Annotated in this window: 23 protein-coding genes; 14 read left to right on the top strand and 9 right to left on the bottom strand. The window is 55.1% G+C overall.

Features of this window, described 5'->3' with window-relative positions:
• Positions 1-159 precede the first annotated feature (159 nt).
• On the top strand, positions 160-2079 hold the full coding sequence (locus ACZ0A4_RS10650; protein WP_463574539.1) for a tyrosine-protein phosphatase: 1920 nt from the start codon (positions 160-162) through the stop codon (positions 2077-2079).
• Positions 2080-2402: 323 nt separating this feature from the next.
• Here the strand turns inward: ACZ0A4_RS10650 and ACZ0A4_RS10645 are convergent, their stop codons facing one another.
• The gene (locus ACZ0A4_RS10645; protein WP_463574538.1) at positions 2403-3374 is read right to left on the bottom strand and encodes an AraC family transcriptional regulator; all 972 of its coding nucleotides are present in this window, start codon (positions 3372-3374) and stop codon (positions 2403-2405) included.
• A 265-nt stretch (positions 3375-3639) separates the two neighbouring features.
• On the opposite strand from ACZ0A4_RS10645, the gene ACZ0A4_RS10640 reads away from it, so the two are divergent.
• Positions 3640-4443 carry a 2OG-Fe(II) oxygenase gene (locus ACZ0A4_RS10640; protein ID WP_463574537.1) on the top strand — a complete coding sequence of 268 codons (804 nt, stop codon included), beginning with the start codon at positions 3640-3642 and terminating at the stop codon, positions 4441-4443.
• 275 nt (positions 4444-4718) lie between these two features.
• Entirely contained in the window at positions 4719-5645 is a 927-nt protein-coding gene (locus ACZ0A4_RS10635; RefSeq protein WP_463574536.1) for a DMT family transporter, read from the top strand.
• A 170-nt stretch (positions 5646-5815) separates the two neighbouring features.
• On the opposite strand, the gene ACZ0A4_RS10630 is transcribed toward ACZ0A4_RS10635, so the two are convergent.
• Together ACZ0A4_RS10630 and ACZ0A4_RS10625 are read right to left on the bottom strand one after the other, a co-directional pair.
• Entirely contained in the window at positions 5816-6709 is an 894-nt protein-coding gene (locus ACZ0A4_RS10630) for a DUF2971 domain-containing protein (protein WP_463574535.1), read from the bottom strand.
• A 90-nt stretch (positions 6710-6799) separates the two neighbouring features.
• The gene (locus ACZ0A4_RS10625; RefSeq protein WP_463574534.1) at positions 6800-7624 is read right to left on the bottom strand and encodes a GIY-YIG nuclease family protein; all 825 of its coding nucleotides are present in this window, start codon (positions 7622-7624) and stop codon (positions 6800-6802) included.
• A 356-nt stretch (positions 7625-7980) separates the two neighbouring features.
• Between ACZ0A4_RS10625 and ACZ0A4_RS10620 the strand changes: the two genes are divergently transcribed.
• Genes ACZ0A4_RS10620 through ACZ0A4_RS10610 form a run of 3 tightly spaced genes read left to right on the top strand, consistent with a single transcriptional unit; the run spans position 7981 to position 9660 of the window.
• Positions 7981-8526: a PAAR domain-containing protein gene (locus ACZ0A4_RS10620; RefSeq protein WP_463574532.1), complete on the top strand. Its 546-nt coding sequence runs from the start codon at positions 7981-7983 to the stop codon at positions 8524-8526.
• A 10-nt stretch (positions 8527-8536) separates the two neighbouring features.
• Positions 8537-9319, top strand: coding sequence for a hypothetical protein (locus ACZ0A4_RS10615; protein WP_463574531.1), 783 nt, complete (start codon positions 8537-8539; stop codon positions 9317-9319).
• Positions 9304-9660 carry a DUF7079 family protein gene (locus ACZ0A4_RS10610; RefSeq protein ID WP_463574530.1) on the top strand — a complete coding sequence of 119 codons (357 nt, stop codon included), beginning with the start codon at positions 9304-9306 and terminating at the stop codon, positions 9658-9660. Before ACZ0A4_RS10615 ends, ACZ0A4_RS10610 begins: the two co-directional genes overlap by 16 nt.
• Positions 9661-9766: 106 nt before the next feature.
• On the opposite strand, the gene ACZ0A4_RS10605 is transcribed toward ACZ0A4_RS10610, so the two are convergent.
• Positions 9767-10129 (bottom strand): DUF6124 family protein, encoded by a 363-nt coding sequence (locus tag ACZ0A4_RS10605; protein WP_463574529.1) that lies wholly within the window; start codon positions 10127-10129, stop codon positions 9767-9769.
• A 730-nt stretch (positions 10130-10859) separates the two neighbouring features.
• Between ACZ0A4_RS10605 and ACZ0A4_RS10600 the strand changes: the two genes are divergently transcribed.
• The 3 genes from ACZ0A4_RS10600 to ACZ0A4_RS10590 all read left to right on the top strand — a co-directional run bounded on the left by ACZ0A4_RS10600 (position 10860) and on the right by ACZ0A4_RS10590 (position 13477).
• Positions 10860-11225 carry a hypothetical protein gene (locus ACZ0A4_RS10600; RefSeq protein ID WP_463574527.1) on the top strand — a complete coding sequence of 122 codons (366 nt, stop codon included), beginning with the start codon at positions 10860-10862 and terminating at the stop codon, positions 11223-11225.
• 194 nt (positions 11226-11419) lie between these two features.
• Entirely contained in the window at positions 11420-12964 is a 1545-nt protein-coding gene (locus ACZ0A4_RS10595) for an endonuclease NucS domain-containing protein (protein ID WP_463574525.1), read from the top strand.
• 258 nt (positions 12965-13222) lie between these two features.
• Entirely contained in the window at positions 13223-13477 is a 255-nt protein-coding gene (locus ACZ0A4_RS10590; RefSeq protein WP_463574524.1) for a hypothetical protein, read from the top strand.
• Between the two features lie 229 nt (positions 13478-13706).
• Here ACZ0A4_RS10590 and ACZ0A4_RS10585 read toward each other — a convergent pair whose 3' ends face one another.
• Positions 13707-14342 (bottom strand): TetR/AcrR family transcriptional regulator, encoded by a 636-nt coding sequence (locus tag ACZ0A4_RS10585; RefSeq protein WP_463574522.1) that lies wholly within the window; start codon positions 14340-14342, stop codon positions 13707-13709.
• Between the two features lie 131 nt (positions 14343-14473).
• Here ACZ0A4_RS10585 and ACZ0A4_RS10580 point away from each other — a divergent pair, with 131 nt between their 5' ends.
• The gene (locus ACZ0A4_RS10580) at positions 14474-15691 is read left to right on the top strand and encodes an MFS transporter (protein WP_463574520.1); all 1218 of its coding nucleotides are present in this window, start codon (positions 14474-14476) and stop codon (positions 15689-15691) included.
• A gap of 229 nt (positions 15692-15920) precedes the next feature.
• On the opposite strand, the gene ACZ0A4_RS10575 is transcribed toward ACZ0A4_RS10580, so the two are convergent.
• Together ACZ0A4_RS10575 and ACZ0A4_RS10570 are read right to left on the bottom strand one after the other, a co-directional pair.
• Positions 15921-16874 carry an HBL/NHE enterotoxin family protein gene (locus ACZ0A4_RS10575; protein WP_463574519.1) on the bottom strand — a complete coding sequence of 318 codons (954 nt, stop codon included), beginning with the start codon at positions 16872-16874 and terminating at the stop codon, positions 15921-15923.
• Positions 16875-16941: 67 nt separating this feature from the next.
• Positions 16942-18045, bottom strand: coding sequence for an HBL/NHE enterotoxin family protein (locus tag ACZ0A4_RS10570; RefSeq protein ID WP_463574517.1), 1104 nt, complete (start codon positions 18043-18045; stop codon positions 16942-16944).
• A 402-nt stretch (positions 18046-18447) separates the two neighbouring features.
• Here ACZ0A4_RS10570 and msrA point away from each other — a divergent pair, with 402 nt between their 5' ends.
• The gene (gene msrA / locus ACZ0A4_RS10565; protein ID WP_463574516.1) at positions 18448-18945 is read left to right on the top strand and encodes a peptide-methionine (S)-S-oxide reductase MsrA; all 498 of its coding nucleotides are present in this window, start codon (positions 18448-18450) and stop codon (positions 18943-18945) included.
• On the opposite strand, the gene ACZ0A4_RS10560 is transcribed toward msrA, so the two are convergent.
• Positions 18917-19594 carry a TetR family transcriptional regulator gene (locus ACZ0A4_RS10560; RefSeq protein ID WP_463574515.1) on the bottom strand — a complete coding sequence of 226 codons (678 nt, stop codon included), beginning with the start codon at positions 19592-19594 and terminating at the stop codon, positions 18917-18919. The genes msrA and ACZ0A4_RS10560 overlap by 29 nt on opposite strands.
• Positions 19595-19706: 112 nt before the next feature.
• Between ACZ0A4_RS10560 and ACZ0A4_RS10555 the strand changes: the two genes are divergently transcribed.
• On the top strand, positions 19707-20363 hold the full coding sequence (locus ACZ0A4_RS10555; RefSeq protein ID WP_463574513.1) for an O-methyltransferase: 657 nt from the start codon (positions 19707-19709) through the stop codon (positions 20361-20363).
• 228 nt (positions 20364-20591) lie between these two features.
• On the opposite strand, the gene ACZ0A4_RS10550 is transcribed toward ACZ0A4_RS10555, so the two are convergent.
• Positions 20592-22718, bottom strand: a complete 2127-nt coding sequence (locus tag ACZ0A4_RS10550) for a TonB-dependent receptor family protein (RefSeq protein WP_463574511.1) — start codon at positions 22716-22718, stop codon at positions 20592-20594.
• Positions 22719-22906: 188 nt separating this feature from the next.
• On the opposite strand from ACZ0A4_RS10550, the gene ppk2 reads away from it, so the two are divergent.
• A complete protein-coding gene (ppk2, locus tag ACZ0A4_RS10545) occupies positions 22907-23722 on the top strand; it encodes a polyphosphate kinase 2 (protein WP_463574509.1) in 816 nt (271 codons plus the stop codon).
• A gap of 263 nt (positions 23723-23985) precedes the next feature.
• Complete coding sequence (locus tag ACZ0A4_RS10540) at positions 23986-24201, top strand: hypothetical protein (protein ID WP_463574507.1); 216 nt, start codon at positions 23986-23988, stop codon at positions 24199-24201.

Raw genomic sequence — 24201 nt, 5'->3', positions numbered from 1 at the left:
GGATGACTTCATGAGCGCCAACCGTTTTAACGGATGGACCGATCACGCACCCCACGGCCCGATCGCGCAGCCATTTCCATTCCAACTGAAACTGTCATATTCAGTATCACTTGCCTACCCATAGTGACCAGCCCAACGCTTAAACAATGAGGCTGCACCGTGTTTCAACGTCTTCTGTGTTCGCTGTCCGTACTGAGTCTGTCCATCGCCGCCGCCCATGCTGCCGAGTCTGTGCCGCTCGACACGCCGCGCCTGCAAGGCATGGACAATTTCCGCGATGTCGCTGGCACCACCTCCGCGTATTCCACCGCTCACGACGGCACCATGCGCGCTGGCGTGTTCTACCGCGCCAACGCGGTAACTCCAACGGCCTCTGACCTGACGACCCTAAACAGCCTCGGTATCAAAGCGGTCTACGACTTGCGCACCCCCAGCGAAATCGCCGCGACCCCCGACACAATGCTGAGCGGCGCGACCTACCAGAACATCGACATCATCGGCAGCACCACCTCTGGCGCGAATATCACCAACGTTTCCTTCAAAAGCGCCGCCGACGCCATCGCCATGATGGAGCAGACCAACCGCGCCTTCGTCAGTGACGCCGGCATGCGCGGCCAGTTCGGCAAGCTGTTCAATGAACTCGCCAGCGTCGACGCCGCGCAACTGTTCCACTGCACCGCCGGCAAGGACCGCACCGGCTGGACCGCCGCCGTGTTGCAGAGCATCGCCGGGGTCGACAATGCGACCATCATGGCCAACTATCTGGCGACCAACGACTATACCGCCGCCCGTGTCGCCGCCACGCTCAAAGCGCTGCCGCCGAGCATGGCCGCCATTTACGAGCCGTTGCTCGGCGTCCAGGCCAGTTACCTTCAGGCCGGCCTCGATGAAGTCACCGCCGAATACGGCAGCATGGACAACTACCTTAAACAAGGCCTCGGTCTGTCGCAGGAAACCATCTATGTGCTGCGCGGCAAACTGGTCGAATACAACAGCCTGCCGGGTCAGGCCGGGCTGATCGGCAACGCCGCCGCCGGTGCCGAAATGCTCCGCCAATTGCAAAACACCAGCCTGTCCGGCACCTACAGCGCCTACAACTACTACCTGCAATCGGCCATCGACGCCGGCACCCTCGGCGGTGTTGAATCGCAGGTCGGCGGCCAGGTTCACGCCGACGCCGCCAGCTACCTGCTGCGCCAAAACGCAATGATCGAACAAGCCGCTGCACCATTCGCCAGCGGCACGGACCTCAAGGTCGGCCAATATCGCCTCTGGACCACCGCGCTCGCTGGCTACCTCGGCACCGACGGCTCGGCCGACGCCGAGAGCAGCAATGAACACAGCCAAGGCCTGATGGTCGGCATCACCCAACGCTTCAGCGAACAGCTCAGCGCACGTGGCGGCTTCGGCTACAGCAAAGGCACGGTCGGCGGCGCGGGTGGCGAAGCCGACACCGACTTCACCTTCCTCAACGTCGGCACCCGCTACGGCTTCAGCAGCCTCGAACAAGGCCTGTTCCTCGATGCCAACGCCAGCGCCGGCTACGTCGACTACGACAGCAAACGCGACCTCGGCGGCGGCCTCGGCACCGCGAAAGGCAACAGCCACGGCAACCTCACCGGCGCCACCGTCGCCCTCGGCTACCGCGCCCCGGTCAACGGCATGACTTTCGAACCGAGCCTGGGCTTCCGAGTAAGCCACCTCGACCTCAACGGCTTCAAAGAGAAGGGCAGCGAACTGTCCCTCGACGTCGACGACAACAGCGCCACCCGCCGCAGCGCCGTCGCCAACCTCAACGTCGGTTTCGCCCCGGTGACGATGGGCGCATGGCAACTGGTGCCGGGCGTGCAAGTGGGTTACGAGCGCACACTGGGCGACAACCAGGTCGACAGCCAAGGCCACCTGCTGGGCCTCGACATCGAACAACGCGCGGCTTTTGATAATCGCGATCAGTTCAGTGGCGGTGTGAATGTGATGGCCAGCCTCGGCGCCCTGAGCCTGGGTGCAGAAGTCGGCGCCAATGGCGGCGGCGACAGCCACGGCTTCAACGGCGGCCTCAAGGCCAGTTACACGTTCTAAAAGAAAACGGGGTCAAGGGAGACCCCACTCCAACCAACATCAAAGGTTTTGTGAGTTGCCATCAATCTCAGCCACATCACAAGCCCCTGTGGGATGCCATCAATCCCAACCAAACCAAAAATCCTTGTGGGAGCTGGCTTGCCAGCGATTTGGCCAGCACAGCCAACCTCTTCATTGCCTGACCCACCGCCATCGCTGGCAAGCCAGCTCCCACAGGTTTTGTGGAATGCCAACAATCTCAATCACACCGCAGACCCGTGTGGGAGCTAGCCTGCTAGCGATAGCGCCTTCCCAGCCACCATCACCACAACAGACTTACACCCTCAATCCCGCCCCCGCAACCCCGCCGGACTCACCCCATAAGCCCCCTGAAAATACTGACAAAACCGCCCCACATTACTAAACCCGAACCGCAACGCTACCTCGGTCACCGACCCCGAACCCCGCTGCTTCAACACCTCATAAGCCCGCTCCAGCCGCACCTGCCGCTGATACGCCACAATCGACATCCCGACAAACCGCCGAAACCCCTCTTGCAATGCGCGCTGACTCACATGACTCAACCGCGCCAGATCCACACCACTAACCAACTGCTCCGGATGCGCCTGAATAAACTCCACTGCCAGCTTCACATGCCTTGGCGCGACCATCGGCGCCGGACGCCGCAACGCCTCGGAAAAGTTATGCGGCCAAGCCTCCAGCACAGCATCAACCAACATCTCGCGCAACCGCGACGGCATCAACGTCCCACTGTTGAGCAACAAGTCAAACTCCGTCCCCGTCGCCAGATCAATCAACGCCTTGATCCCCTGAAACGCCGCCGAATTCAGATCCACGCTGGGTTCAAAAACGATCTTCTGCAGAATCGGTTTATCCAACAGCGCCGACAGTCGTTCGGTGAGCTGAAGACGATTGATCGACATGCCGTGATGCGCGTGATCATCCAGAAAGTGCATCGAACGGATATCCGCCTTATCGATTGCCAGCCCTACGTGCGACATACCGATAGACTCGGTGGCATGGTTGAAAACGATCTTGCCGGCAGTGGGAATGACGAACGTGATCTCATCCTGTGGATCGGGGAAAGCGACGGTGAAATCACCGTGATAATGCATCCGCCGAAAACTCACGCCATCGTGCCGACCGTAAACACCACCAATAATGATGTTCGACGGCAGCGGCGGATTGTCGGCATAACGATTGCCAAACAATCTGGAAAACAGTGCACCGAAGTCGTCCGAACGGAGGTTGTCGGAGCGCAGGATGATTTGCTGGCGAACAGGAGTCGGAAACACCTTGGCGGCACCTTCGTTTGGGGCTCTAGGACTGGGGTGTAGGGCAGGGCGCCGAGGAGATTAGCAGAGGCAATATGACGGGTTTGTGACAGTCAGAAACATGCCGTTACAGCGCCGCGCCACATTCAGGAAAAGGACACTCGGCAGGCCAATGCCGACATGGCAACCTGCTCGCATCTGTACTCAGCAACAAATAGCGGCGACGCCTCCAGCGCTTGGCCCTGTTTGACATGACCTGAAAGCATTCAAGTTAATTGGAGCGGCAATGCAAGCCAACACACAAACACTCCCCATCACCCTGACCCCCGAACTCGACTTCGACCAAACCGCCGCCAGCGCTTTTGGCGAATCGCTGACCCACGAATACACCCAAGCCACGCCATTCCCGCACATCGTCATCGATACTTTCCTTCAAGCCGACGTCATCGCCAGCATCCGCGAACACTTCCCGGTCGAACCGACCACCAACGAACAGACCTACGAGCGCGGCTACAAAGGCCAGCTCAAACGCCAGATCAGCCCCAACGCCTGCAGCCCCTACCTGAAGAACGTCTTCAACACCTTCAACTCCGCACCGATGCTGGAATTCCTCGAAAAACTCACCGGCATTCAAGGGCTGATCCCCGATCCCTATTTCACCGGCGGCGGCCTGCACGAAACCAAAACCGGCGGCTTCCTCGGCGTGCACTCGGATTTCCGGCTGAACAAAAAACTCAACGTTGAGCGGCGGCTGAACGTGATCATTTACCTGACCGAGGACTGGCAGGAGGCGTACGGCGGGAATCTGGAGCTTTGGGATGTGGGGATGAAGAAATGCCTGAAGAAGGTGCTACCGGTTTATAACCGGTGTGTGATTTTTAATACGGACAAGGATAGTAACCATGGGCATCCGGAGCCGTTGACTACGCCGGTACACATCACTCGGCGGTCGATTGCGCTTTATTACTACACGGCGAGTGGGGTGGGCGGGGAGCCGGGGCAGAGGAATAAAACGCACTATAAGCCAAGGCCGAAGGATCGGTGGAGTTTGAGGTACTACGCGAATAAATTTTTTAAAAAGAAGGACTGAGGAGGCTGCGTGATCAGGGAAGCAGTCGTTTTTTTTGGACTGGGTGGTAGTAGTTGGTGTTGGTTCAGCTTTCGGCCAATCGCTGCCATTCACGAAGGGCTGCTTTCGGCCAAAAGCAGCCGTTCGCAGTTGGCCGTTAAGGCCCAGAGCTTGTGGGGACGATAGTCACAACGGCCAGCACTGAACATTGCCGTCTGACGTGTTGGTTATTTGCCCTAGGAATGCGCCACCGTCTGTTAGGATCTCAGTTCACTGACGGAACAGGAGTGCGGTTCGTGAGCAAGTACAGTGCAAGCGCCGACAGCGTTTCCAAGGGCATATGGCTAATAAGCGCTGCTGTCTTTCTCCTTTCTCTGGCCGATGCAGCGGTCAAATACTTCAGCGCCAGACTTCCTCTCTGGCAGTTGTTCCTCATCGTCTCCTGCCTGTCGGTGCCCACCCTTGGAGTCTGGCTTGCCAGGGGCATCAGATCGGGTCGACACTCAGCCGCCTCGATGTTTTGGGTGACAATCAGGAGCATTCTGCTGTTGTTAATGTGGGTAACGTACTACTCAGCATTACCGTTGATCCCATTATCAGTGGCTGCCGTGGCGATCTACACAACTCCCCTTTTCATAGCGCTTTTCTCCACCTTTTACGGGGGTGAGCCGTTATCACGGCGGGGTTGGGTAGCGATAGGAATAGGCTTCACGGGTGTCGCCACGGTGTTACGCCCGGGATCAGACATTTTCGTCCTTGCAACCCTGCTACCTGTAATTGCGGCTGTTTTCTATGCGATCGCGATGGTTGTGACACGCCGACATTGTCGCAATGATCATCCACTTGTACTGGCTCTGGGCTTGAATATCGCTTTTCTTTTCGCCGCCGTCATCGGAGGCATCGCATCGCTAATGGTCAGTGAGACCACCGTCGCTGGTGCTGCATTTCTACTCTCGCCTTGGCAGACGCCTGGTTTGCAGGAGATGCTTTTTATCTTCTGTTACGCCTGCGCCCTGATTTTCATAAATACGGCTACCGCCAAGGCCTACCAAGTTGCGCCTCCAGCACTTATCGGGACTTTCGATTATGCCTACTTGGTTTTCGCCTGCCTTTGGGGTTATGTACTGTTCCAGGAAACGCCGGAGATCTTTACATGGGCTGGAATTTTTTTGATTGTCATTGCCGGTTTCCTGATTCTGCGTGCCCAAAAATGTAATCAATAAGCGGTTCTTGGCCCAGAGACGTCGTTCGTGAGCGGCAGCCGTCGGCCATGAACACTCATTCGCACTTTGGACTATCGAACCCATAGCGGTCCGCATTTCGAGTCTTGTCAAAAGCAGTAATTATAGTTATGCAGTCGTCGGTAAATAGCACCATTCAGTGCAGAGATTCGCTATTCATTTTCAAACTTGGTCAATTCAAAACCCGTGGAGCCTTTCTGGATTTTTTCTAATCCGATGTGAGCGAAATGGCTGCTATTATTTAAAATCCCTACTAATTCGGTGATTGTTTGATCTTTTGAATTAAGGCCAATAATGACTTTTGAAATCGCCTTAGCCGGGACATCAAATAACGACACATCATCACCGGATGGGGTTTTAAATTTTTTGCATGCTGCATCTAATGGTAAGAGCATGCGCCATTCCTGTTCGTATTCCCAACTTTTACTTTTCAGGACAAAAGTATCAAACGGCATATCCATCATTGTGGCACTTGGCTGTCTATCAGCATAAACTACTCGACGCAGGTGATAAAACTCATCCTTGTCAGATCGCCGACCATTGAAAAAAGGATGCGCTGTATCAAACTCCAGCACGAATCCTGTTGAGTTTTCTGCATAATTTGCCCACATAGGCGGGGATACAGGCGTTGCGCTCAAGCTCAAAATGCCAATTGTTTTATTAAGACCTTCATAAAGTTTATTCTTTAATTTTGATGTTAATGGTGTTATGTAAGCTCCGTGAATATTATTGATTTGTTCCGAATTGAACATTGTTGAGATGAATTGCTCAAGCATATGAACAAGCTGCTCTTTCGGTAATAGCGCAAGCAAAGCTTTCTGTTCATCTGGGAGGCTGTTAATTGCTTCTAAGGCAATTTCATGTTTATCTGCTTTTTCGTAGTGTTCTCGAAGCTGTTGAGTTGATAAAGCCTCACTGAATAGCAGATTAAATTCGAATGGATCATTTAGTGCGGATGGCTGAGTAAATCGTATTGTCAGATGTTGTAATACGTCAACTCTAGCAGAAGGGATGTATTTGTATAGTTTCTCTGGTGGCAGGTCCATAGCATCTACACACTTCAAAATTAAAGACAATTAAAATATATCATGCAGAAGAATATTTGGTCGAGTGGCAAAGGGGCATATCCGATCTGTTCAGTTTCCGTTTAGTCCGCTGTCGCGCGTCAGAAGGCGGCGCTTCCAATAAATTTCTTTCTGCATCATTTCGTCCTTCCCTGTATGTTTATCCGCAATTTCGAGAATGCTAAACCTGAAATTTTCTGCGAAATTTTTGCCACGCTTGGTTCGCAGTTCTCGTATGCGGATATTTCCACCATGTCCGTTATTAGAGTAGTTAACCCAGCGATCCCACAAACCGCCCATCCCGGTCGCGGAGCCCACGTATAGCTGATGCTCGCCTTCAGTACGGTCGGATATGAGATACACGCCTGCTACGCTGGAAAGCGCTGTCTGCCAAGATTCCAGACCCTGTTGGACAATAATGTTCAATTCCCTATGAGATATATCTACTTCCTTGAAGCCGGGAAATTTGCCGACTGTCATAGGCTTCTCCAGCATTGATGATACAACCATGCTTTTCAGGCACGTTTCAAGCCAGAGATAGTTACCTCGTGGTTTTGCGTAGTCGAGTATCAAGCGGCCTTCCAGCTGGGCAAATTCAGGCACACGGCGGTAGTCGTACACGAAGTCACGATTCCCTTTACTACCCTTCGATTCGTTGACTTTGAGTGAGTCGTACACACCGGCCAGTAACCATTTCTTGGAGCCAGGCAGTTCTACCAGACCAATCACGTACTCGCATTCAAAGTTCCTTCGGGACTGCCATGACTGCCAATCGTCGAAATCGCCTGCAAGGAATACATCCATTGGGTGTTCAAACCCATTGTGTTGTGCGAGATGCACCTTTGTATTTTGGATTGTAAGTGACGGCAGCATGCTGCTCAGGAGTTGCATAAGCATAAAAGGTTGACTCTGCTGGAAGGGACTGCGTGCCCCAAGGATTCCATAGCAGCACTTAAGCCGTCCAGATCGTCTTTCAGTTAGTTTTGATTGGTATAGGCGGTGATGGCTAGGTACAACAGCGTTTGGCCGGAAGCAGCCTGATATGAGTGACCGCTTATGGCCGATTGCTGCCTTTGAATGCAATCAGAGGCAGCCTTTCCCATACGAGTTGTGACGTCTCGGTTCAAATGCTGATCAGCCAATGCGTGCGGCTATTGGAGGGCGTTAGGCAACGCCCACCAGCACATAGATTTTTAACAAGGGACCTGTTCTGGTAGCTTACGACGCTCACAAGGATTTGACAGGAAGTCATAGTGGCTAAGCCAGCGGCGCGAAAAAGTGATCCATACAGTTGCCCATTGCCAGGGCACGGCACCAACCCTATTGCGGTCGGGTCTCCCGACGTGTTTTTCGACGGACTAGCCGCGGCACGGCAAGGTGACGCGTGCACATGCGGGAGTGCGCTTGCATCTGGGCTGTCTTCGACTGTATTCATCAATGGTAAGAATGCCGCAACCATCGACACGGGTGGAACTCACGGCGGCGTCGTTGTTGGTGGGTCAGGGACGGTAATTATCGGGGATACCCATTCACCCTACGATTTCGTTCCTCCTGCGCCACTAGCGGGCCATGCGCGTTGGATCGGCTTCAGAATACCTGCGGACGAGAGCTACGAGGGCCTATCCTGCACCGCGCATTTTGATGACGGCTCATCGCTGCCCGGTGTATTTGATAAAGACAACGCCATTAAATTTTCGAACCTATCGGGGAAGGCGTGCGTGATGCTCCAATTTGAAGAGCAAGCATCCGAAGAAGCGGCATCTCTCACCGAAAGTCTATTGAATTCGATTTTGGGATAAGGACCATCCTATGACAGAGCCGTACATTGTCACTGGCAGCTATGTCGTCCAGCGTGAGCACGCCTTGCAAGACTCGCCTCTTGATCGGGCTTTAGAACTGATGGAGGGCTCTGCGCTGCGGTTTTCACTGGATGCGATATCTGATGAAAAAACTCGAGCGAGCTACATCAAGAACATCCAGCGCATATCTCAGCAAACACGCGATGACGTGAAAGCTGGAAAGATTACGGCGCAAGAGGGAGTGAAGTTCAGTCATGAGATGCGCAACAAAATCATGGTTGAGCATCGCAAATTCACCTCTGCGCAGGGGCTGGCAATCGCCCAGAGGAAGAAAAAGGGTGGGACGGAGCTCAAAACGCTTTTAAATATGTACTCTGAAAACCTATTCCAAAAGGGTTACGACAGCCTTTCGGAAGTAGAGAAGAGCAAAGTCCATTACACCATTCTGGAATCTTCGGGGCGGGATAATGCCAAGTTCTCGGCCGGTACAAAAAAAATGCTGATCATGGGCAAGCTCGGTGTTGTTGTGACGGCGGCTCTGGCGACATATCAGATATTGAATGCTGAAAACAAACCTAAGGAAGCTGCGCGCCAAGGAATCATTGTCGGTGCAGGGGCATTTGGTGGGATTCTTGCGGGGTTGGGCGTCAGCGCATTTTGCGGACCTGGTGCTCCCATTTGTGCAATCGCAGTGGTTTTTGCTGGAACAATCGCAGGCGGTGTTGCAGGTGAAGCTGTTGCGAGCTCATTGGATGAAGAGCTTGAGGAGTTCACGCATTGGGACATTTTCTGACTGAGCCACAACTGACCAAGGTCAGAGCGGCACTCTCCGAGCCATTCAACGATTTTCCGGTCGAATATGACTATCTGGCGAGGAAGGTTAAAGGCGTCGACCCTAACGTCCTTTACGAAATCCTCTATTCAGAGGTCGCGCCGGTGTGTTTCACCAATCTTGTGGCCGCTGTACCTCCGGTGTGGACAGGCTTCGACCCCGAAACTCTCAGAGAGTCGATTGAGGAAAGGTTGGCTGCGAGAGAGCGTAATTGGTTTCGTCGCCAGTTCGACAAAGTGCTGGTTCGCTGGCTGAAGTACAACTACGCCTACATCTGGAAAGAAATCGCTAGCAGGCTGTAGCTTGGGGGGATTTTTAGAAGAAAGAGGACGAGATTATTTTTTGTCTCGGTGGGCGTGTCTGATCAACCTCCATGACGGCATCCCAACCGTCATGGAGGTTTTCTCATTACTCCGTAGGCACCACGTTATCCAACGCCCGATTCACCGCCAACTCCCCAAGCATCACCACCTGCGCAATGCCTTGCAGTGTCTTGCGTGCCGGTCCGTGAACCAGCCCGATAACATCCCCAAGCATCACCGAAGCTGAGCCGAGCGATTCACTGGCATTCACCAGCAACTCCTCAGTCTTGGTTTTTGGATTGGCGATAAACATCGTGTTGGTTTGATACGGGGTGCGCATGATTTCCGGGGCGGGGCCAAGGTAATGGGAGAGGGCGCGGTCGACGGCTTCGTTGAATTTCTTTGCGTCTGGGGATTCGTCGCCCGCAATCGGATCGGTTTCTGGCGGATTCGGCGTAATTTTGAACATAGATGAAACTCCTGGGAAACGGTTAAGGAGCCATCACACTTCGCTACCAAACGAGGGGTGGCGGCCATGCACAGGTTGGTAGACCGGCCCAGGAGCCCGGCGCGTCCGAGGACGCCCTACGCATGGCCACCATAAAGCGGAGATCAAAAAAGCGATCTCTGCGAAAGGTGCGCAATGCGCCTGGGACAAGTCGGGCTACCAAACCCGATCACTGCTATTCAGTGACGGACCCACAATAGAACCCGCATCCGAGGCGCACAAGCCGGCGGATTCTGGCGTAGTCGTAGGCAACGGCGCAAGGCGTTGTAGCCTGTTGGAAGTATTTCGGAACGCTTTTAAACGGGTCGTTTGGAGTGCCAGGTTTCAGAGGCCTGACACCCGTAAAAAAGCTTCAACCTCTTCACAAAATCAACGCGCCCCACCAACGTCGCCGACAGCTTCGGCGCATACGATGCACTCTGAAACGCTGGCACGTATTCGTACTTCATCATTTTCCCCAGCTCCAACCCCCGCAGCTAACTCCACAAACTCCCATCCCACACCTTAAGGGTCACCGCTTCCGCGTTTTCTGCTTGAGGCATGGCGGGTTTGGCGGTCAATAGCAGCACCGCGAGCAGTGTTTTACGCGCTTGTGAAAAGCGGAAGAGCAGCCGGCCAATCAATCTGAAATACGATGGGGTAGGATACTCGCACACTGGATCAGGCCCTCTCGACCAAGGACGCGCCATTTATGGAAATCCTCTTTTCTCAAGTCAGCGAGCGTTTGCACGATCGTCGATTCGCGGTTGAGGATAATACGCAGGGACTGTCGGGTAGTGGGACGGTGTTTCATCACTGTATTGAAGGCACGGGAATTTCGAGCACTTATCATGGCGGTCGGATTCGAATGGGCCATCAGGTGGGGCGTGTTACTGGTCCTGACACCATTGAACTGTTGTTTCATTGCCTGACAACGGAAGGCGAGATTCTGTCCGGTTGGTCGCGAGGCACGGTTGGCGTGGATGAGACCGGGCGGACTACTTTGAGGTTTGTGTGGGGGTGGTTGTTAGGGATGAGTGGAGGCGGGGAGTCGAGTTATGTTGAGGTTGAAGCCTAACGTTTGAGCCTGTCGCGATTCTTGCGTTTGTACCTATATGGCGTATCGATATCTTGCAGCGCTGTGCGGCCATTTTGTTGGCCGGGAAGTTTTATGAGTGAGCGTCTTGCGGAACGAAAAATCTGCGTTGCGAAAATATAAACCAAAAATATATTTCGTAGAAATCCACTATGCCAAAAAGCAGGGAGCAAAAAGTGAACAGATTTGAAGAGAGAATAAGGGATTTTTTATCGGTTAATTTGAATGTGATCGAATTGGATTTAACGATCATTGCTAAAGAATACAAGCTGGCGAACGATTTTGGTTCGGGTGGAAGTGTTGATATTCTTGCAAGAGATGGTCTTGGTCATTACGTTGTTATCGAAGTTAAAAGAAGCAACCAAGTCGCCAGAGCTGCTTTACATGAGTTAACAAAGTACGTGGCTTTGTTAAGGTCCTCCTTGGGAGTGCCGGCAGAGAAAATACGGGCCCTATTGGTTTCTACAGAGTGGGATGAGTTGGCGGTTCCGTTCTCCGAGTATCAGAAAATATCTGAGGTTCCGACAGAAGGGTACGTCATATCAGCAGCGGAATCCGGAGAGGTGTTTAGTTGTAACAGGTTTGCGCCTGTCTTTATAGATCAAGGGCTCTCCATCAGTAGACAGCAAAGCCTTGTTTTGTACAAGAACTCCAAGAATAGAAATGATGGAATTAGCATCGTCACAAGCGCTGCAATCAAATCGCAATTATCTGACTTCGTGGTTCTGACAGCGGACTACGAAGGGGAGGGCGATCGGGTGGTTTATCCGTTTGGTCTGTATTTTGGCTTTTCCTCGCCTATTACAGATCCTGAAAGCGAGGGGGCAAAGCGCATCATTCAAGAGTTAGATTGGGATGAATATCTGGATGACCCCGATGAGAATTTTCTTAGCGCGCTGATGAGCAATATAAGCGGGCACAGTGCCGTAGAGTTAGGCCATCCTGAGAAAATCAAACTGATGGATGAGCAGGGGTGGTCAATATCGGTGGCTGTTCGTAATGGCCGATACAAAAAAAATGCTGAGCTTCTTTCCAACGAACAACTATTAACAGAGTTTTCGAAATCAGAAGGTGGTGCCAATTACTATCTGCAAAGTACTTCATCGCCAAAGTATCCTCCGAGCTGGAATAAGTTCAAGGATGATGTGGCAATAGTTCTTATGGGGAACGAAAAGTGGGAGAGTTTTTTTGCCGCGTTGACGGCTGAGGTTGAAGTCGAGTCTTCCAGTTCTACGGTATCAATTAGTCTGTATAATCTTGGAAACATAGTATTTGGTCTTTCAAAGATTTATGGTGAGAATGACTTTAGATATATGCCGAGATTGCAGATTGTAGTGTCCGGAGAAAAACATACGGTTTTATATGAGGGGCAGTTAATTTGGAATCGCACTCCAATAACCATGAGTGCCGAGGAATGGATGGAGGATTCATATGACTCTCTGCAGTCATACTTTATTATGCATGCTTTAGGTGAGCAGTACATGAATGAAGATTTGGCGTGCGAAGGACTTGGGCTCGAGTATGCGATTTATAAGGTTGTAAATCCTGGGAAACAGGATGAAGCTGTATATTCGGTAGCGATAAAGAACGGGGGCGTCGTTTCAACGCCGTTTTCTCAGACAGATTTATTCTCAATAGAATATTTTCTTAACGCTCACGTGGCATTCGGCAAGAGGCTGGTTTCAATTGTAAAAGAATATTCGGTAGGCATGATCAATTAGCTTGGAAGGTTATTGCGTTTTGCGCTCGTCACGGTAAAGAAGAGGCAGCAAAATCCTGATGATTGCCACTGGACGAGACTGACCTGACGCGTGGGTCGAGGCTGCGTGTCGACGTTGATCCTGTCTCTCTCAGCTCTCTAATATTGGTTGTCCGTTCAGAGAATGAAGAGCTGTGCCTTGATACGGCCAATTACATTATTTCTATTGCCGGCGGAGCATCGGGCCGACGGTCTACAAGGAATAGGAGAGGGATATTCGATGAGCACACTATCAGCAATGATCGCGCAAGCGAGTGCAGGGCTTTCCGTGCAGCAGCGTATTTCGGATGAGAAATGGGCGGCGATTGCGCAGCAGTGTGGGGACGAAGAGATCGCTGAAATACGCGAACGAATTGACGCGCTGAGGGTTGAGTTGGCCACGGTTGAGGATTGGGATGGCGATACTCAGGATGAGATTAATCTGGCGATATCACACTTTTCCTGGATGTTGAGGCTCACTACGAGAGGTGGCTGATTAGTCTCGCCTGCCGGTGAAGCACGGCTTGATGTGACGGTCGGAGGAGACGACGTTCATTGAGGTGTTCGCCCCTTAACAGTTGTTCGCTGCCCGAGGTGTCGACGTAAAGCATCGCGGTCAGCGCTGACGTCGTCGCGGAAAATGCCGGGGCCAACCATTTTCGCCAGCGTTCGATAAAGCCAATCGCGGGCGTATCCAGCGGAAAAATACGGGTGTTTCAACCCTTTCATGATTGTTCGAGTGCAGGCGCGGTCGCAAGGGCCAAATCCCACGTTAGCAATACCAGCGTGATCGCAGCGTCAATGCTTTCAATCGGCATGTCGTCCCGGGCAAGAATCGAAATCCCCTGGAGGAAACTGTCAAACAGCGTCGCCAACTCGATTGCGTTGGTATCGACTGCTAACTCTCCGCGGCCCACACCACGCTCGACACACGCCACAATCCCGGCGCGGGTTCGGGCGCGGGAGTGGGTGAGGGCTTGAGCGACGTGGGCGTTTTCCGGACTCGGGGCGCTCATGACGCCGAGGGTGACCATGCAGCCTTTCGGGTGGCCGTCGTCGCATTGCATGCGTGCTGACTGGCGCAGCGCGGTTTCGATGGCTTGGCGTGGCGGCAGACTTTCGTCCCACAGGCATTCGGTGACTTGGGCGAAGGTCGTCAGGTAGCGCTGCACGCATTCGTCGAACAGGGCTTCTTTGGAGCCGAACGCGGCGTAGAAACTCGGTGCGGAAATGCCGCCGCCCAGTTTAGCCTTCAACAGTGAAAGGGATGTCGAGTCGTAGCCGTGTTGCCAGAACAATTGCATGGCCTGTTCGACGGCGTCGTCGCGATCAAAGGCCCGGGGGCGACCGGTTCTGGCCATAGCAAAAACTCCTTGGAAAGTGATTTGGATACTAGTCGATACATAAGTCGTTGACAACGCGCATCCGATGCCGCCAGTATTTTATATCGATCGATACGTAAGTCAGAATTTCCAAACTCAAGGAGTTTCCCGTGACACCCTCAATGACTTTATCAGCAGCGCCCAAAAGCCTGCCCATCGGCGCCTTGCTGGCGCTGGCCATGACCGGATTCATCTGCATTGTCACCGAAACCCTGCCGGCGGGGCTGCTGCCGCTGATCAGTGACGGCCTGGCGATTTCGCCTTCCATGGCCGGGCAGATGGTTACCGCTTATGCGTTGGGCTCAGTGCTGGCGGTGATTCCGATGACCATTGCCACTCGCGGCTGGCGTCGCCGCAATGTGCTGTTACTGACGATTCTCGGTTTCCTGCTGTTCAATTCGATCACGGCGCTGTCGTCTCATTACGGTGTGACGCTGGTGGCGCGGTTCTTTGCCGGGGTTTCGGCCGGGTTGGCGTGGAGTCTGTTGGCCGGGTATGCCCGGCGTATGGTCGAGCCGGATCAACAGGGTAAGGCGTTGGCACTGGCTATGGTCGGTACGCCAATTGCGCTGTCTTTGGGTGTTCCGCTGGGTACATGGCTGGGTGGGCTGGTGGGTTGGCGTACGACGTTCGGCATCATGTCGGGCCTGACCTTGATTTTGATCGTCTGGGTGCTGGTGAAAGTCCCCGACTATCCACCACAGCCTGCGCATCAGCGCCTGTCGCTGCGCAACGTGCTGACGACGCCGGGCGTTCGACCGGTGCTGGCCGTGGTGATCAGCTGGATGCTGGCACACAACATTCTCTACACCTACATCGCGCCGTTCGTGGCACCGGCGGGGTTGGCCGATCGCGTGGATCTGGTCTTGCTGGTGTTCGGCATCGCCGCGCTGGCGGGGATCTGGCTGACCGCGAAACTGGTTGAGCCGCTGTTGCGCAAGACCGTGCTGGCGAGCCTGGCGACGTTTGCACTGGTTTGCGTGCTGTTTGGCTTTTGGGGGCATGTGCCGCAGGTGATTTACCTCGGCGTGGCGGTGTGGGGATTGAGTTTTGGTGGCGCGGCGACGTTGCTGCAAACGGCATTGGCGGATGCCGCCGGCGACGGCGCCGATGTCGCGTTGTCGTTGAATGTGGTGGCGTGGAACAGCGCGATTGCCGGTAGCGGTGTGGTTGGCGGGGTGCTGCTCGACCGTTGGGGCGTCGCCTCGTTTCCCTGGGCCATGGTGGTGCTGGTGAGCGTGGGGTTTGCTATTGCCTTTGGCGCGCGGGTGTACGGGTTCAGGTCGGGACCGCGTGTTGCTGGAGCGGCGGCGGTTACCGGGCACTGATGCCCGGACGTGTCGGGCGGTGGCGGAGGTAGGGGGGCGAAACCATCAGGCTCAAACTGCAGGCCCTCAATACAGGTGAGAGTTGCGCCCGGGAAAGCGTGGCAGGGCACTTTCCCGGGCAATGGTGCTTGGATGGAGTCAGACGCCGCGGCGCAAAGGACGGGGCGTCAAGCCGTTTGCGAGCAGTATCCTTCAAGTGTTGTGCGTCCTTATCCAGCGAAGCACTTACTCAAGTCAGCTGACCCAGTTTCGTGGAAATATCTTGCCAGTCAGCCATGGCGGCTTGTAATTGTGCGCTAGCGAATGCGCCTGCCCCTGGTGACGATTCAATCGCCCCCTTCAGCTGACCGAGCTGACTTTGCAAGGCCTGAATCCCGGCGAGAATTGAATTGATCCCCGCTCCCATTTGATTCACCCCTGTAAGGTAGGCATTCAGTGCGGGCAACAAGGCTTGCAGGTAGTTTTCCTCTGCAAGCGTGCTGGCCTGATCTGCTCTGATTTGATTGAGCTGATCGATCACACCACTCAGATTCGAAGCCAGAGAGTCGATCTCCTGAGCGAGTAATGCGGCCAGCGGCCCCATGAGCCAATACCATTTAGCTCGACTGCGCGCATCATTGAGCTTGCCCTGAAGGCTACTGGCTTGAGCCGCCAGCATTGCCGACCTGACCTGGTCATTTTGAATGCGCTGAGCGACTGTCGAAGCGTCGCCACTTATATCTGACGAAGCAGTGGCCAGTTGACCAAGGTAGTCGCCAATATCATGAGTCACTGTGTTAACGGCGAGACTTGGGCCCGACAGTTTCTGAATAATCTGGCTGGTAAGGTCTACCGCAGCTTGCTGTGCCCCCTGTTGGTTATCAGCCATTGATTGGAATGCTCGCTGCAAAGCGGGCGCATCCGACGATGTGAAACTATCGCCAAAGCCCTTCAGTTGTTGCATGGCCGCTAACAGCGACGGTCTGTTTGTAGTGGGCCATGCATTGGCCAAAGACTTGACCGCGTTAATGTGCTGATTCAATGCGGGAATATTGTTGTTACCTACATCCGGTAACTGGGCAATCCTGTTCGAAAGCGTGTCCAGCAGGGCGAGGGTACTGGACACGACGGTGGTACCGGCATTGATTTCGGCGCTCCGAAAGGCCGAGACCGTGCTGACGTCGATCTTTTGCATAAGAGACATGATGTTTTCCCTTTTCGCAGCAAAACCAATGCATCGGCCTTGATGGCCGATGCATATTCAGAGAGTGTCAGGCCGCAGCCGGGGTGGGGATGTTTTCGACGACAGAGAGAGGCACTTGAGCCGGATTGATCATGTCCTGCACTTTGCGTGCTTGTTTCGCCATGTCATTCCAGTCAGAACTTGCAGCAACGAGCTGTGCAGAAAGGAAAACGCTGTCGACATCGGTCCCGTCTACTTGATCGAGCAATGTATTGAAGTTTGTGATCAGCCCCTGCCAGGAGGCCTCCATCGCGTTCAGGGCCGTGATGGCTGATGCGATCTGAGAGTTGAGCGAGGTTAGTTGACCCTTGGCGTGCGTCATCAACGTGACCTCTGCCTGGTCTCTAGCCAGTTGCTCTGCAGCTTCTTTGTACTGCTTCATTTTGTTCGCGTAATCCACAGAACCATAAATGGTGACCGCCACTCCGCCGGCCACGACGACGCCTCCAGCCACGACCAGAGCCGTGGAAACGCCGCCAGTCGGGATTTCAGCAAGCACGCCCACTGCAATCATCAATCCACCTACGACAACGCCGACTGCACCTCCAGCAATCATTGTCAGATCACTGTTCATTCCACTCTGCAGCGACGACATTTTATTTTGCAGTTGAGTGATTTCCCCATTATCACCAATGAGCTTGATCGAAAGAGTATCGATGTCTGAAGCGAAGGCGACAAAGTCGGTGGAGAAATTGCTTCGGAAACTATCCACCGCTTGGCAAGCTAACGTGGAATTCGACTTTTGCGTCGTTGCTGCGGTTTTCAGAAGCTTTAGACCTTCAATAACCGTTTGTTTCGATTTCGGATCGGTGTTGACGGTCGGGGCTGCGTTGATCAACGGTGTGAGATACGCGTTGAACTGATTTGAGAAGCCTACAACCCCACCAATGCTGCCGATCAGTGCCGGCTGGACGGTATTGATCCACAAGTTCGCGTGGTCTCGAGTGGTTTGCTGATGCGTCGCCATCTCGGGCATGGCCGGCACCACCATGTTCGGCTGCTGCAAGATTGCCGTGCAGCAACTATTGACCAAAGCGCCCACAGATGCAGTTTGATTGATTGCTGCGCTGTGATCGTCAGTGGGTAAAGTCGAGTTCACGAGGAGTGGGCGTATTGACTGTACGTTGCTCATCTTTCTTTCCTTGAGAGAAATCAACGAAACACAGGGAATAGCCAATCGCTGAAAGCGACTGGCGTGAAACCGCAAGCACAAACCATCCCTGATTTCTTTGGCATTGCTGTTAGTGACGAGCGCCTTTCCAGACTCTCGCATGGGCTGGCATTTGGCCAGTCATGCAACACTAGATGTGATTTTCTTAATTCGCTGAAATAACCGCTGAACGGTAACGTTGATCGACAGCCCTCGCTTACGCAGCGATTTTCAACGGCGATGCGCGTCGGCGCGGAGTCTGTGGTCAATGGCTGCAATCAGACAGCAAGTTTCTTACAGGAACCCTTTGAGTTCCCCCTTGGAATCAGCCAACTCACCCTCATAACCATGGCTATACCCACTCTCCAAGAGGAACGACATCTCATGGCCACTCAAACCGAAACCGCCATCCTCGCCGGCGGCTGCTTCTGGGGCATGCAGGATTTGCTGCGGCGCTATCCCGGCGTGTTGCAAACCCGCGTCGGTTATACCGGCGGCGATGTGCCGAACGCCACCTACCGCAATCATGGCGACCACGCCGAAGCCATTGAAATCACCTTCGATCCTGCGGTGATCAGCTATCGACAGATCCTTGAGTTCTTCTTCCAGATTCACGATCCGAGCACGCCCAACCGGCAGGGCAATGACCTTGGTCGCAGCTATCGTTCGGCGATTTATTACCACAGCGAAGCGCAACGCGACATCGCCGAGGACACGGCTGCTGATGTTGACGCTTCAAAACTATGGCCGGGTCGTGTGGTAACCGAAATCGAACCGGCGGGGCCGTTCTGGGAAGCGGAGCCGGAGCATCAGGATTACCTCGAGCGTATTCCGAATGGCTACACCTGCCATTTCATTCGGCCGGACTGGAAGCTGCCGTAGCGCGCGTGAGGGGCGCGCGCCGCTCATTGAGCGCCATCACATAAGCGCTGAACATATCCGCCAGCCCATCGGCGCATACCGAGATTTCCTCCTCGGTACGTGGGCTGGCGGAAAAGTCTTTGCCAACCGAACTGAGCGTGGTCAGGATCAGATCGCACGCCGCCGAACGGATTTGTTCAGCGACATCGGGCAGTAATTCTTCCATGAACGCGGCGAAAATCTGCCGCCCGGCTGCGCGCACCGCGTGGGCTTCGGGGGCGTTGCGGTAGAGCGGGGCGGCGTCATTCAGTGCGCCGCGCATCTGCGCTTCGTCGCATTCTGAACGAATGAACGCCTGCACCAGGGTGCGCAGGCGTACGAGTGGCGGCTGCTCAAAATCCCGCAAAATCCGCTGCAACATCTGCGTGGTGTGCAGCCACTCATCGCTCTGCAAGCGGAACAGGATCGCCGCTTTGTTGGGGAAGTACTGATACAACGAGCCGATACTCACGCCAGCCTTTTCCGCGACTCGTGCGGTGGTAAAGCGAGTGGCGCCGTGCTCGCTCAAAACCTGAATAGCCGCTTGCAGAATCGCCGCCACCAGTTCGCTGGAGCGTGCCTGTTGCGGCTGTTTGCGTGAGGAAATACGGGCAGTCTGGCGGTTGGTCATCGGCAGCTCGGACGTCAGAGGGGAATGCGAATAGCGCAAGCAGCGAATCGCTCGCATCATTTAAATGCGACGAATTACTCGCATTTTAGTCCCCAACTAACGGAAAGCAATCATGACGACACTGACCTCTGAACCCCTCGCGAGCCTGATCGAACGCCTCTACACCCAGGCCAGCGCCGCTACCAGCCCGATGCTGGAAACGGTGTCCGGCGAAGAGCGCGAGCGCCTGATGCACAGCAAAACCGAATACCTGAAACTCTATGAAATGCTCAAAGACCTGTGGCTGCCGGTCTCCCGCGACACCGGCAAACTGCTGTACATGCTGGCGCGTAACACCAAGGCCAAAGCGATTGTCGAGTTCGGCACCTCGTTTGGCCTGTCCACCCTGCACTTGGCGGCGGCACTGCGCGACAACGGTGGAGGTGTGCTGATCGGCAGCGAATTCGAACCGTCGAAGATTGAATTGGCGCGGCATCACTTCGTTGAAGGTGGCGTCAGCGATCTGGTGGAGATTCGCCAAGGCGATGCACTGGTCACGCTGGCAACGGATCTGCCGGAGTCGGTTGATCTGCTCCTGCTCGATGGCGCGAAGGCGTTGTATGGCGACGTGTTGAGTCTGGTTGAAAAACACCTGAAACCGGGGGCCTTGGTGGTGGCGGACAACACCGACTATTGCCCGGAGTATCTGGCTTACGTTCGGGCGCCGCAGAACGGGTATTTGTCTGTGCCATTTGCGGATGATATTGAGTTGTCGATGCGGCTGAGTTGAGGCACTGGAAAAACGGATTCTCAGTGTTCTTTCAGTTGTTTCACTGGTGAATGGGCTACCGTCTTCGCGGGCAAGCCCGCTCCCACAGGTTTTTGTGGTGTCCATAAAATCCGTGTACAGCGCCGATAACTGTGGGAGCTTGCCTGCAAGCGATGGCGGTGGTCAGTTGGCTTCTTCGCTACAGATACGCCGCCATCGGCAGCATGCTGGCTCCCACAGGGGTAGGTGTCAGAGCAGGCTCCACGACACCCCAACATAAACCCCCATCCCTTCACCCGGCGTCGACCGCGCAGCATCCAGTCCCTTGTCGTCATACCCCGGCGTAACCGTTGCCGCGTAGTGCTTGTTGGTCAAATTGCGCATATCCACCCAACCCTGCCAGTCACCTTTCGGCGCGTTGTAACCCAACGTCGCGCCGAACAGTGCGTAAGGATCGGCGTAGTAGCTGTCGGCGTAATCCACCGCAACTTTGGACACCAGTTGCGTATTCACCGCCGCAAAGACCCCCAGCGGCCAGTCATAGCGCAATTCCCCTTGGTAGTAATGCATCGGCAGACCGGGCAGGCGGTTGTCACCGAAGCGATCATCATCGCGATAGTGGAAATCACTGAAGGTATACGCCTGACGCAAACTCAACTGACGGCCATCAGCCGCCGACCAGAGTTTGCTGTTGAGGCTGGCTTCGATGCCTTGGTGCACGGTCGGGCTGGCGTTCAGTTCATACGGTGTCACCGCATTGGCATCCGGCAACACCGAAAGCAGTTCATGCCGCACCTGCGCGTAGTACCACGCCAGACTCCATTCACCGACGACGCTGTCGCCACGACCGCCCAGCTCCAGCGTGGTCGCGGTCTGGTTCTGCAGTTTGATCGGGTCTTTCTGCGTGCCGGTCGCAGCACCATTGCCAGCCGGGAAGCGTACGTTGGAGCTGTAGATCAGCGACCACGGATGCGGCGCCTCAACCGAGCGGCTGAGGTTGCCGAACACCTGTAAATCCGGCGTGATCTGGTAGCGCAGGCCGAGGCGTGGGGCGTAGTCCCAGTCGTTCATGCTGGTTTTGCCGCCGCTTTGCGGGTAGGTGACAGCGCTTTCGCGGCGGGTGTAGATGGCGGCGAGGCCAGTGGTCAGCCACAGGTCGTCGGCGATTTCCAGATCGTTGCCAAAGTGCAGAACGGTGTCCGAACCCTGATAGGTGAAGTTACGCATGCGCGTGCCCGGCACGTAGTTGGCGGTGTTGCCGCTGGGGATGCGCACGAACTCGCTTGCGCCGTCGTTGGGCAGGTGTTTGGTCACGCGCAGGCCGACGTTGCTGCGGCTTTCCATGCCGAAAATCGTGTCGCGGCGTTTGTAATCGAATGTGCCGCTGACGTCGGTATAGGCGACCTTCAAGCGGTTCGGGCCTTCGCGCAGGTCCATCGGGTAGTTGTGATAAACGAGGCCGGTCTGGATGCTCGAATCGTCGTCGATGTACCAGGTGGTCTTGTTGCCGATGAACGTGCTGCCCGGTTGTTTGCGGCTGTCATCGCGCGCCACATAGGACGGATTGGCCGCCCGCGGCGAATGCTCGATGGATTGCTTGGTCACGCGGCCGGCGAGGTCATTGTCGGTCTCGCGGTAACGAATATAGAAGCGGGTTTCCAGGTTCGGGTTGAAGCGATAGCCGAAATTGGCGATTACGCCTTTGCTCTCGCTGGCAGTGTGATCCTGATAGCCGTCGGCGTTGGAATCGGTGAGCGACACGTAGTAATCGAAATCGCCCAGTACTTGCCCGGAACTGACCTGACGCTGCTGATAGCCGTGGCTGCCGGTGGCATAACGCACCTGCAGTTTCGGCGCGTTGTAGCCGGTGTGGCTGACGTAATCAATGGCGCCGCCCAAGGCCAGCGAACCGCGATCGAAGCCGTTGGCGCCGCGCAGCACTTCAACGTGATCGACCCACAGCGGTTCAAGCAATTCATACGGCGTGCCGCCCGGGCCGGTCAGCGGCAGGCCGTCGAGCATCGTGTACAGCCCCGACGCATGGGCGCCCGGGGCGCGGTTGATGCCCGAGCCACGCACCGAGATTTTCACGCCTTCGTTGCCCGCCGACTGCGCATAAACCCCAGGCTGATAAGCCAGCACATCCTGATTGCTCGCCACGCGGCCCTGCAACGGCTGACGCATGTCGACCACGTTGGTGCCTCCGGGCACTTGTTCCAGGCGGGCCTTGGCTTCTTCAACACTGGCGTCTGAACCCCGTTGCTCATCTGCCGAAATCAGTACTTGCCCCAATTCCAGACCTTGAGTCTCGGCCATCGCCGGGCAGGCGAGCGCCAGGCCGAGCAGGGCGGTGGGCAGGGATTTGGGCGACGGCATCGAGAAACTCCAGGCAGGCAAGAACGGGCAATGAACAGTGCGACGTAACAAAGAACGAACGAAACACATGGCAATTTGGCTTTTTGCCCGGCAATGGCAATCAGCACGGCATGGACTAACCTCACGTGTCTGGTTTGTCCCGTCAATCAACACTCTGTTTCTGCATTTATTGGAGAGAGGCCAAGGTCATGGCAAAAGGCAAAAAGAAGGCCGCCACGGCGCCTGAAAGTCCGAAGCTGAAAAACAAGGATTACCTCGAGCAGTTGCGCAAGTTGCACGTCGAACTGGTCAAGTTGCAGGAGTGGGTGATTGCCAAGGGCGTCAAGGTCTGCATCGTTTTCGAGGGACGTGATGGCGCTGGCAAGGGCGGGACCATCAAGGCGTTGACCGAACGCGTCAGCCCGCGTGTCTTTCGCGTGGTAGCGCTGCCGGCGCCGACCGATCGAGAGAAAAGCCAGATGCACGTGCAACGTTATCTGCCTTATCTACCGGCGGCAGGCGAAGTGGTGATCTTCGATCGCAGCTGGTACAACCGCGCCGGCGTCGAGCGGGTGATGGGTTTCTGCACCGACGAGCAGGCTGACAAATTCCTCAAATCGATTCCCTGGGTCGAACACGCCATCGTCCAGTCCGGGGTGATCCTGCTCAAGTACTGGCTGGAAGTCAGCCCCGAAGAGCAGACTCGTCGATTGGAAGCCCGCATCAACGACGGTCGCAAGACCTGGAAACTCACACCGATGGACCTCAAGTCCTACAGCCGCTGGTACGACTACTCACGGGCGCGGGATGAAATGTTCAAACACACCGACACCGAACATGCTCCGTGGCTGGTGGCCGACTCCAACGACAAACGCCGCGCACGGCTGAACATCATCACCGATGTGCTCAGTCGTATACCGTATGAGGATGTGAAGCGCGAGAAGGTCGAGTTGCCCAAACGGCAGAAGCCGGGCAAGTACCGGGACCCGGATTATCCGTATAAACGTGTAGCGGAAAAATTCTGACGAATTGCTTCAGACACTGTGGGGGCTGGCCAGCACATATCCCTGTTGGAGTGAGCCTGCTCGCGATAGCGGTGTGTCAGCCAACACATCCGCAACAGACAATCCGCTATCGCGAGCCGGCTCACTCCTGCAGTATCAGGTGATCATCCGTCATTGCGGATCAGCGCAACCCTTCAGAAGTCAGCAGTCCATCCGTCGACTGCGCTGAACCATCGCGATCTCGTTTCTTTCTACCCGTGGAGTCCTTCACGAGATCATCCCCGATGTTCGATCAGCGCAAACAGGAAAAACTGGCGGCATGGCGAAAACTGGCGACGCAAGCGCAGATGCGTCTGGACCCGGAACAGCAGTACGACGAACTGCTCAAGGCCGCCGATGAAATGGAGGAGCAGGGGCTGATCACCAGCGCCGAGTGGCGGCAGTTGGTTCGCGATGCGGGCAATGTGTTTACCGCTGAATTGGGTCGAACAAACGGTTAG

This window comes from Pseudomonas sp. AC172 (assembly GCF_979258595.1).
This window is presented reverse-complemented; position numbering and strand designations above follow the sequence as displayed.

Coding starts and splice junctions, on each gene's coding strand:
- ACZ0A4_RS10640 (WP_463574537.1), top strand. CDS start 3,640: ATGCAAGCCAACACACAAACACTCCCCATCACCCTGACCCCCGAACTC.
- ACZ0A4_RS10630 (WP_463574535.1), bottom strand. CDS start 6,709: ATGGACCTGCCACCAGAGAAACTATACAAATACATCCCTTCTGCTAGA.
- ACZ0A4_RS10625 (WP_463574534.1), bottom strand. CDS start 7,624: ATGCTTATGCAACTCCTGAGCAGCATGCTGCCGTCACTTACAATCCAA.
- ACZ0A4_RS10615 (WP_463574531.1), top strand. CDS start 8,537: ATGACAGAGCCGTACATTGTCACTGGCAGCTATGTCGTCCAGCGTGAG.
- ACZ0A4_RS10605 (WP_463574529.1), bottom strand. CDS start 10,129: ATGTTCAAAATTACGCCGAATCCGCCAGAAACCGATCCGATTGCGGGC.
- ACZ0A4_RS10600 (WP_463574527.1), top strand. CDS start 10,860: ATGGAAATCCTCTTTTCTCAAGTCAGCGAGCGTTTGCACGATCGTCGA.
- ACZ0A4_RS10590 (WP_463574524.1), top strand. CDS start 13,223: ATGAGCACACTATCAGCAATGATCGCGCAAGCGAGTGCAGGGCTTTCC.
- ACZ0A4_RS10585 (WP_463574522.1), bottom strand. CDS start 14,342: ATGGCCAGAACCGGTCGCCCCCGGGCCTTTGATCGCGACGACGCCGTC.
- ACZ0A4_RS10575 (WP_463574519.1), bottom strand. CDS start 16,874: ATGTCTCTTATGCAAAAGATCGACGTCAGCACGGTCTCGGCCTTTCGG.
- ACZ0A4_RS10570 (WP_463574517.1), bottom strand. CDS start 18,045: ATGAGCAACGTACAGTCAATACGCCCACTCCTCGTGAACTCGACTTTA.
- msrA (WP_463574516.1), top strand. CDS start 18,448: ATGGCCACTCAAACCGAAACCGCCATCCTCGCCGGCGGCTGCTTCTGG.
- ACZ0A4_RS10560 (WP_463574515.1), bottom strand. CDS start 19,594: ATGACCAACCGCCAGACTGCCCGTATTTCCTCACGCAAACAGCCGCAA.
- ACZ0A4_RS10555 (WP_463574513.1), top strand. CDS start 19,707: ATGACGACACTGACCTCTGAACCCCTCGCGAGCCTGATCGAACGCCTC.
- ACZ0A4_RS10550 (WP_463574511.1), bottom strand. CDS start 22,718: ATGCCGTCGCCCAAATCCCTGCCCACCGCCCTGCTCGGCCTGGCGCTC.
- ppk2 (WP_463574509.1), top strand. CDS start 22,907: ATGGCAAAAGGCAAAAAGAAGGCCGCCACGGCGCCTGAAAGTCCGAAG.
- ACZ0A4_RS10540 (WP_463574507.1), top strand. CDS start 23,986: ATGTTCGATCAGCGCAAACAGGAAAAACTGGCGGCATGGCGAAAACTG.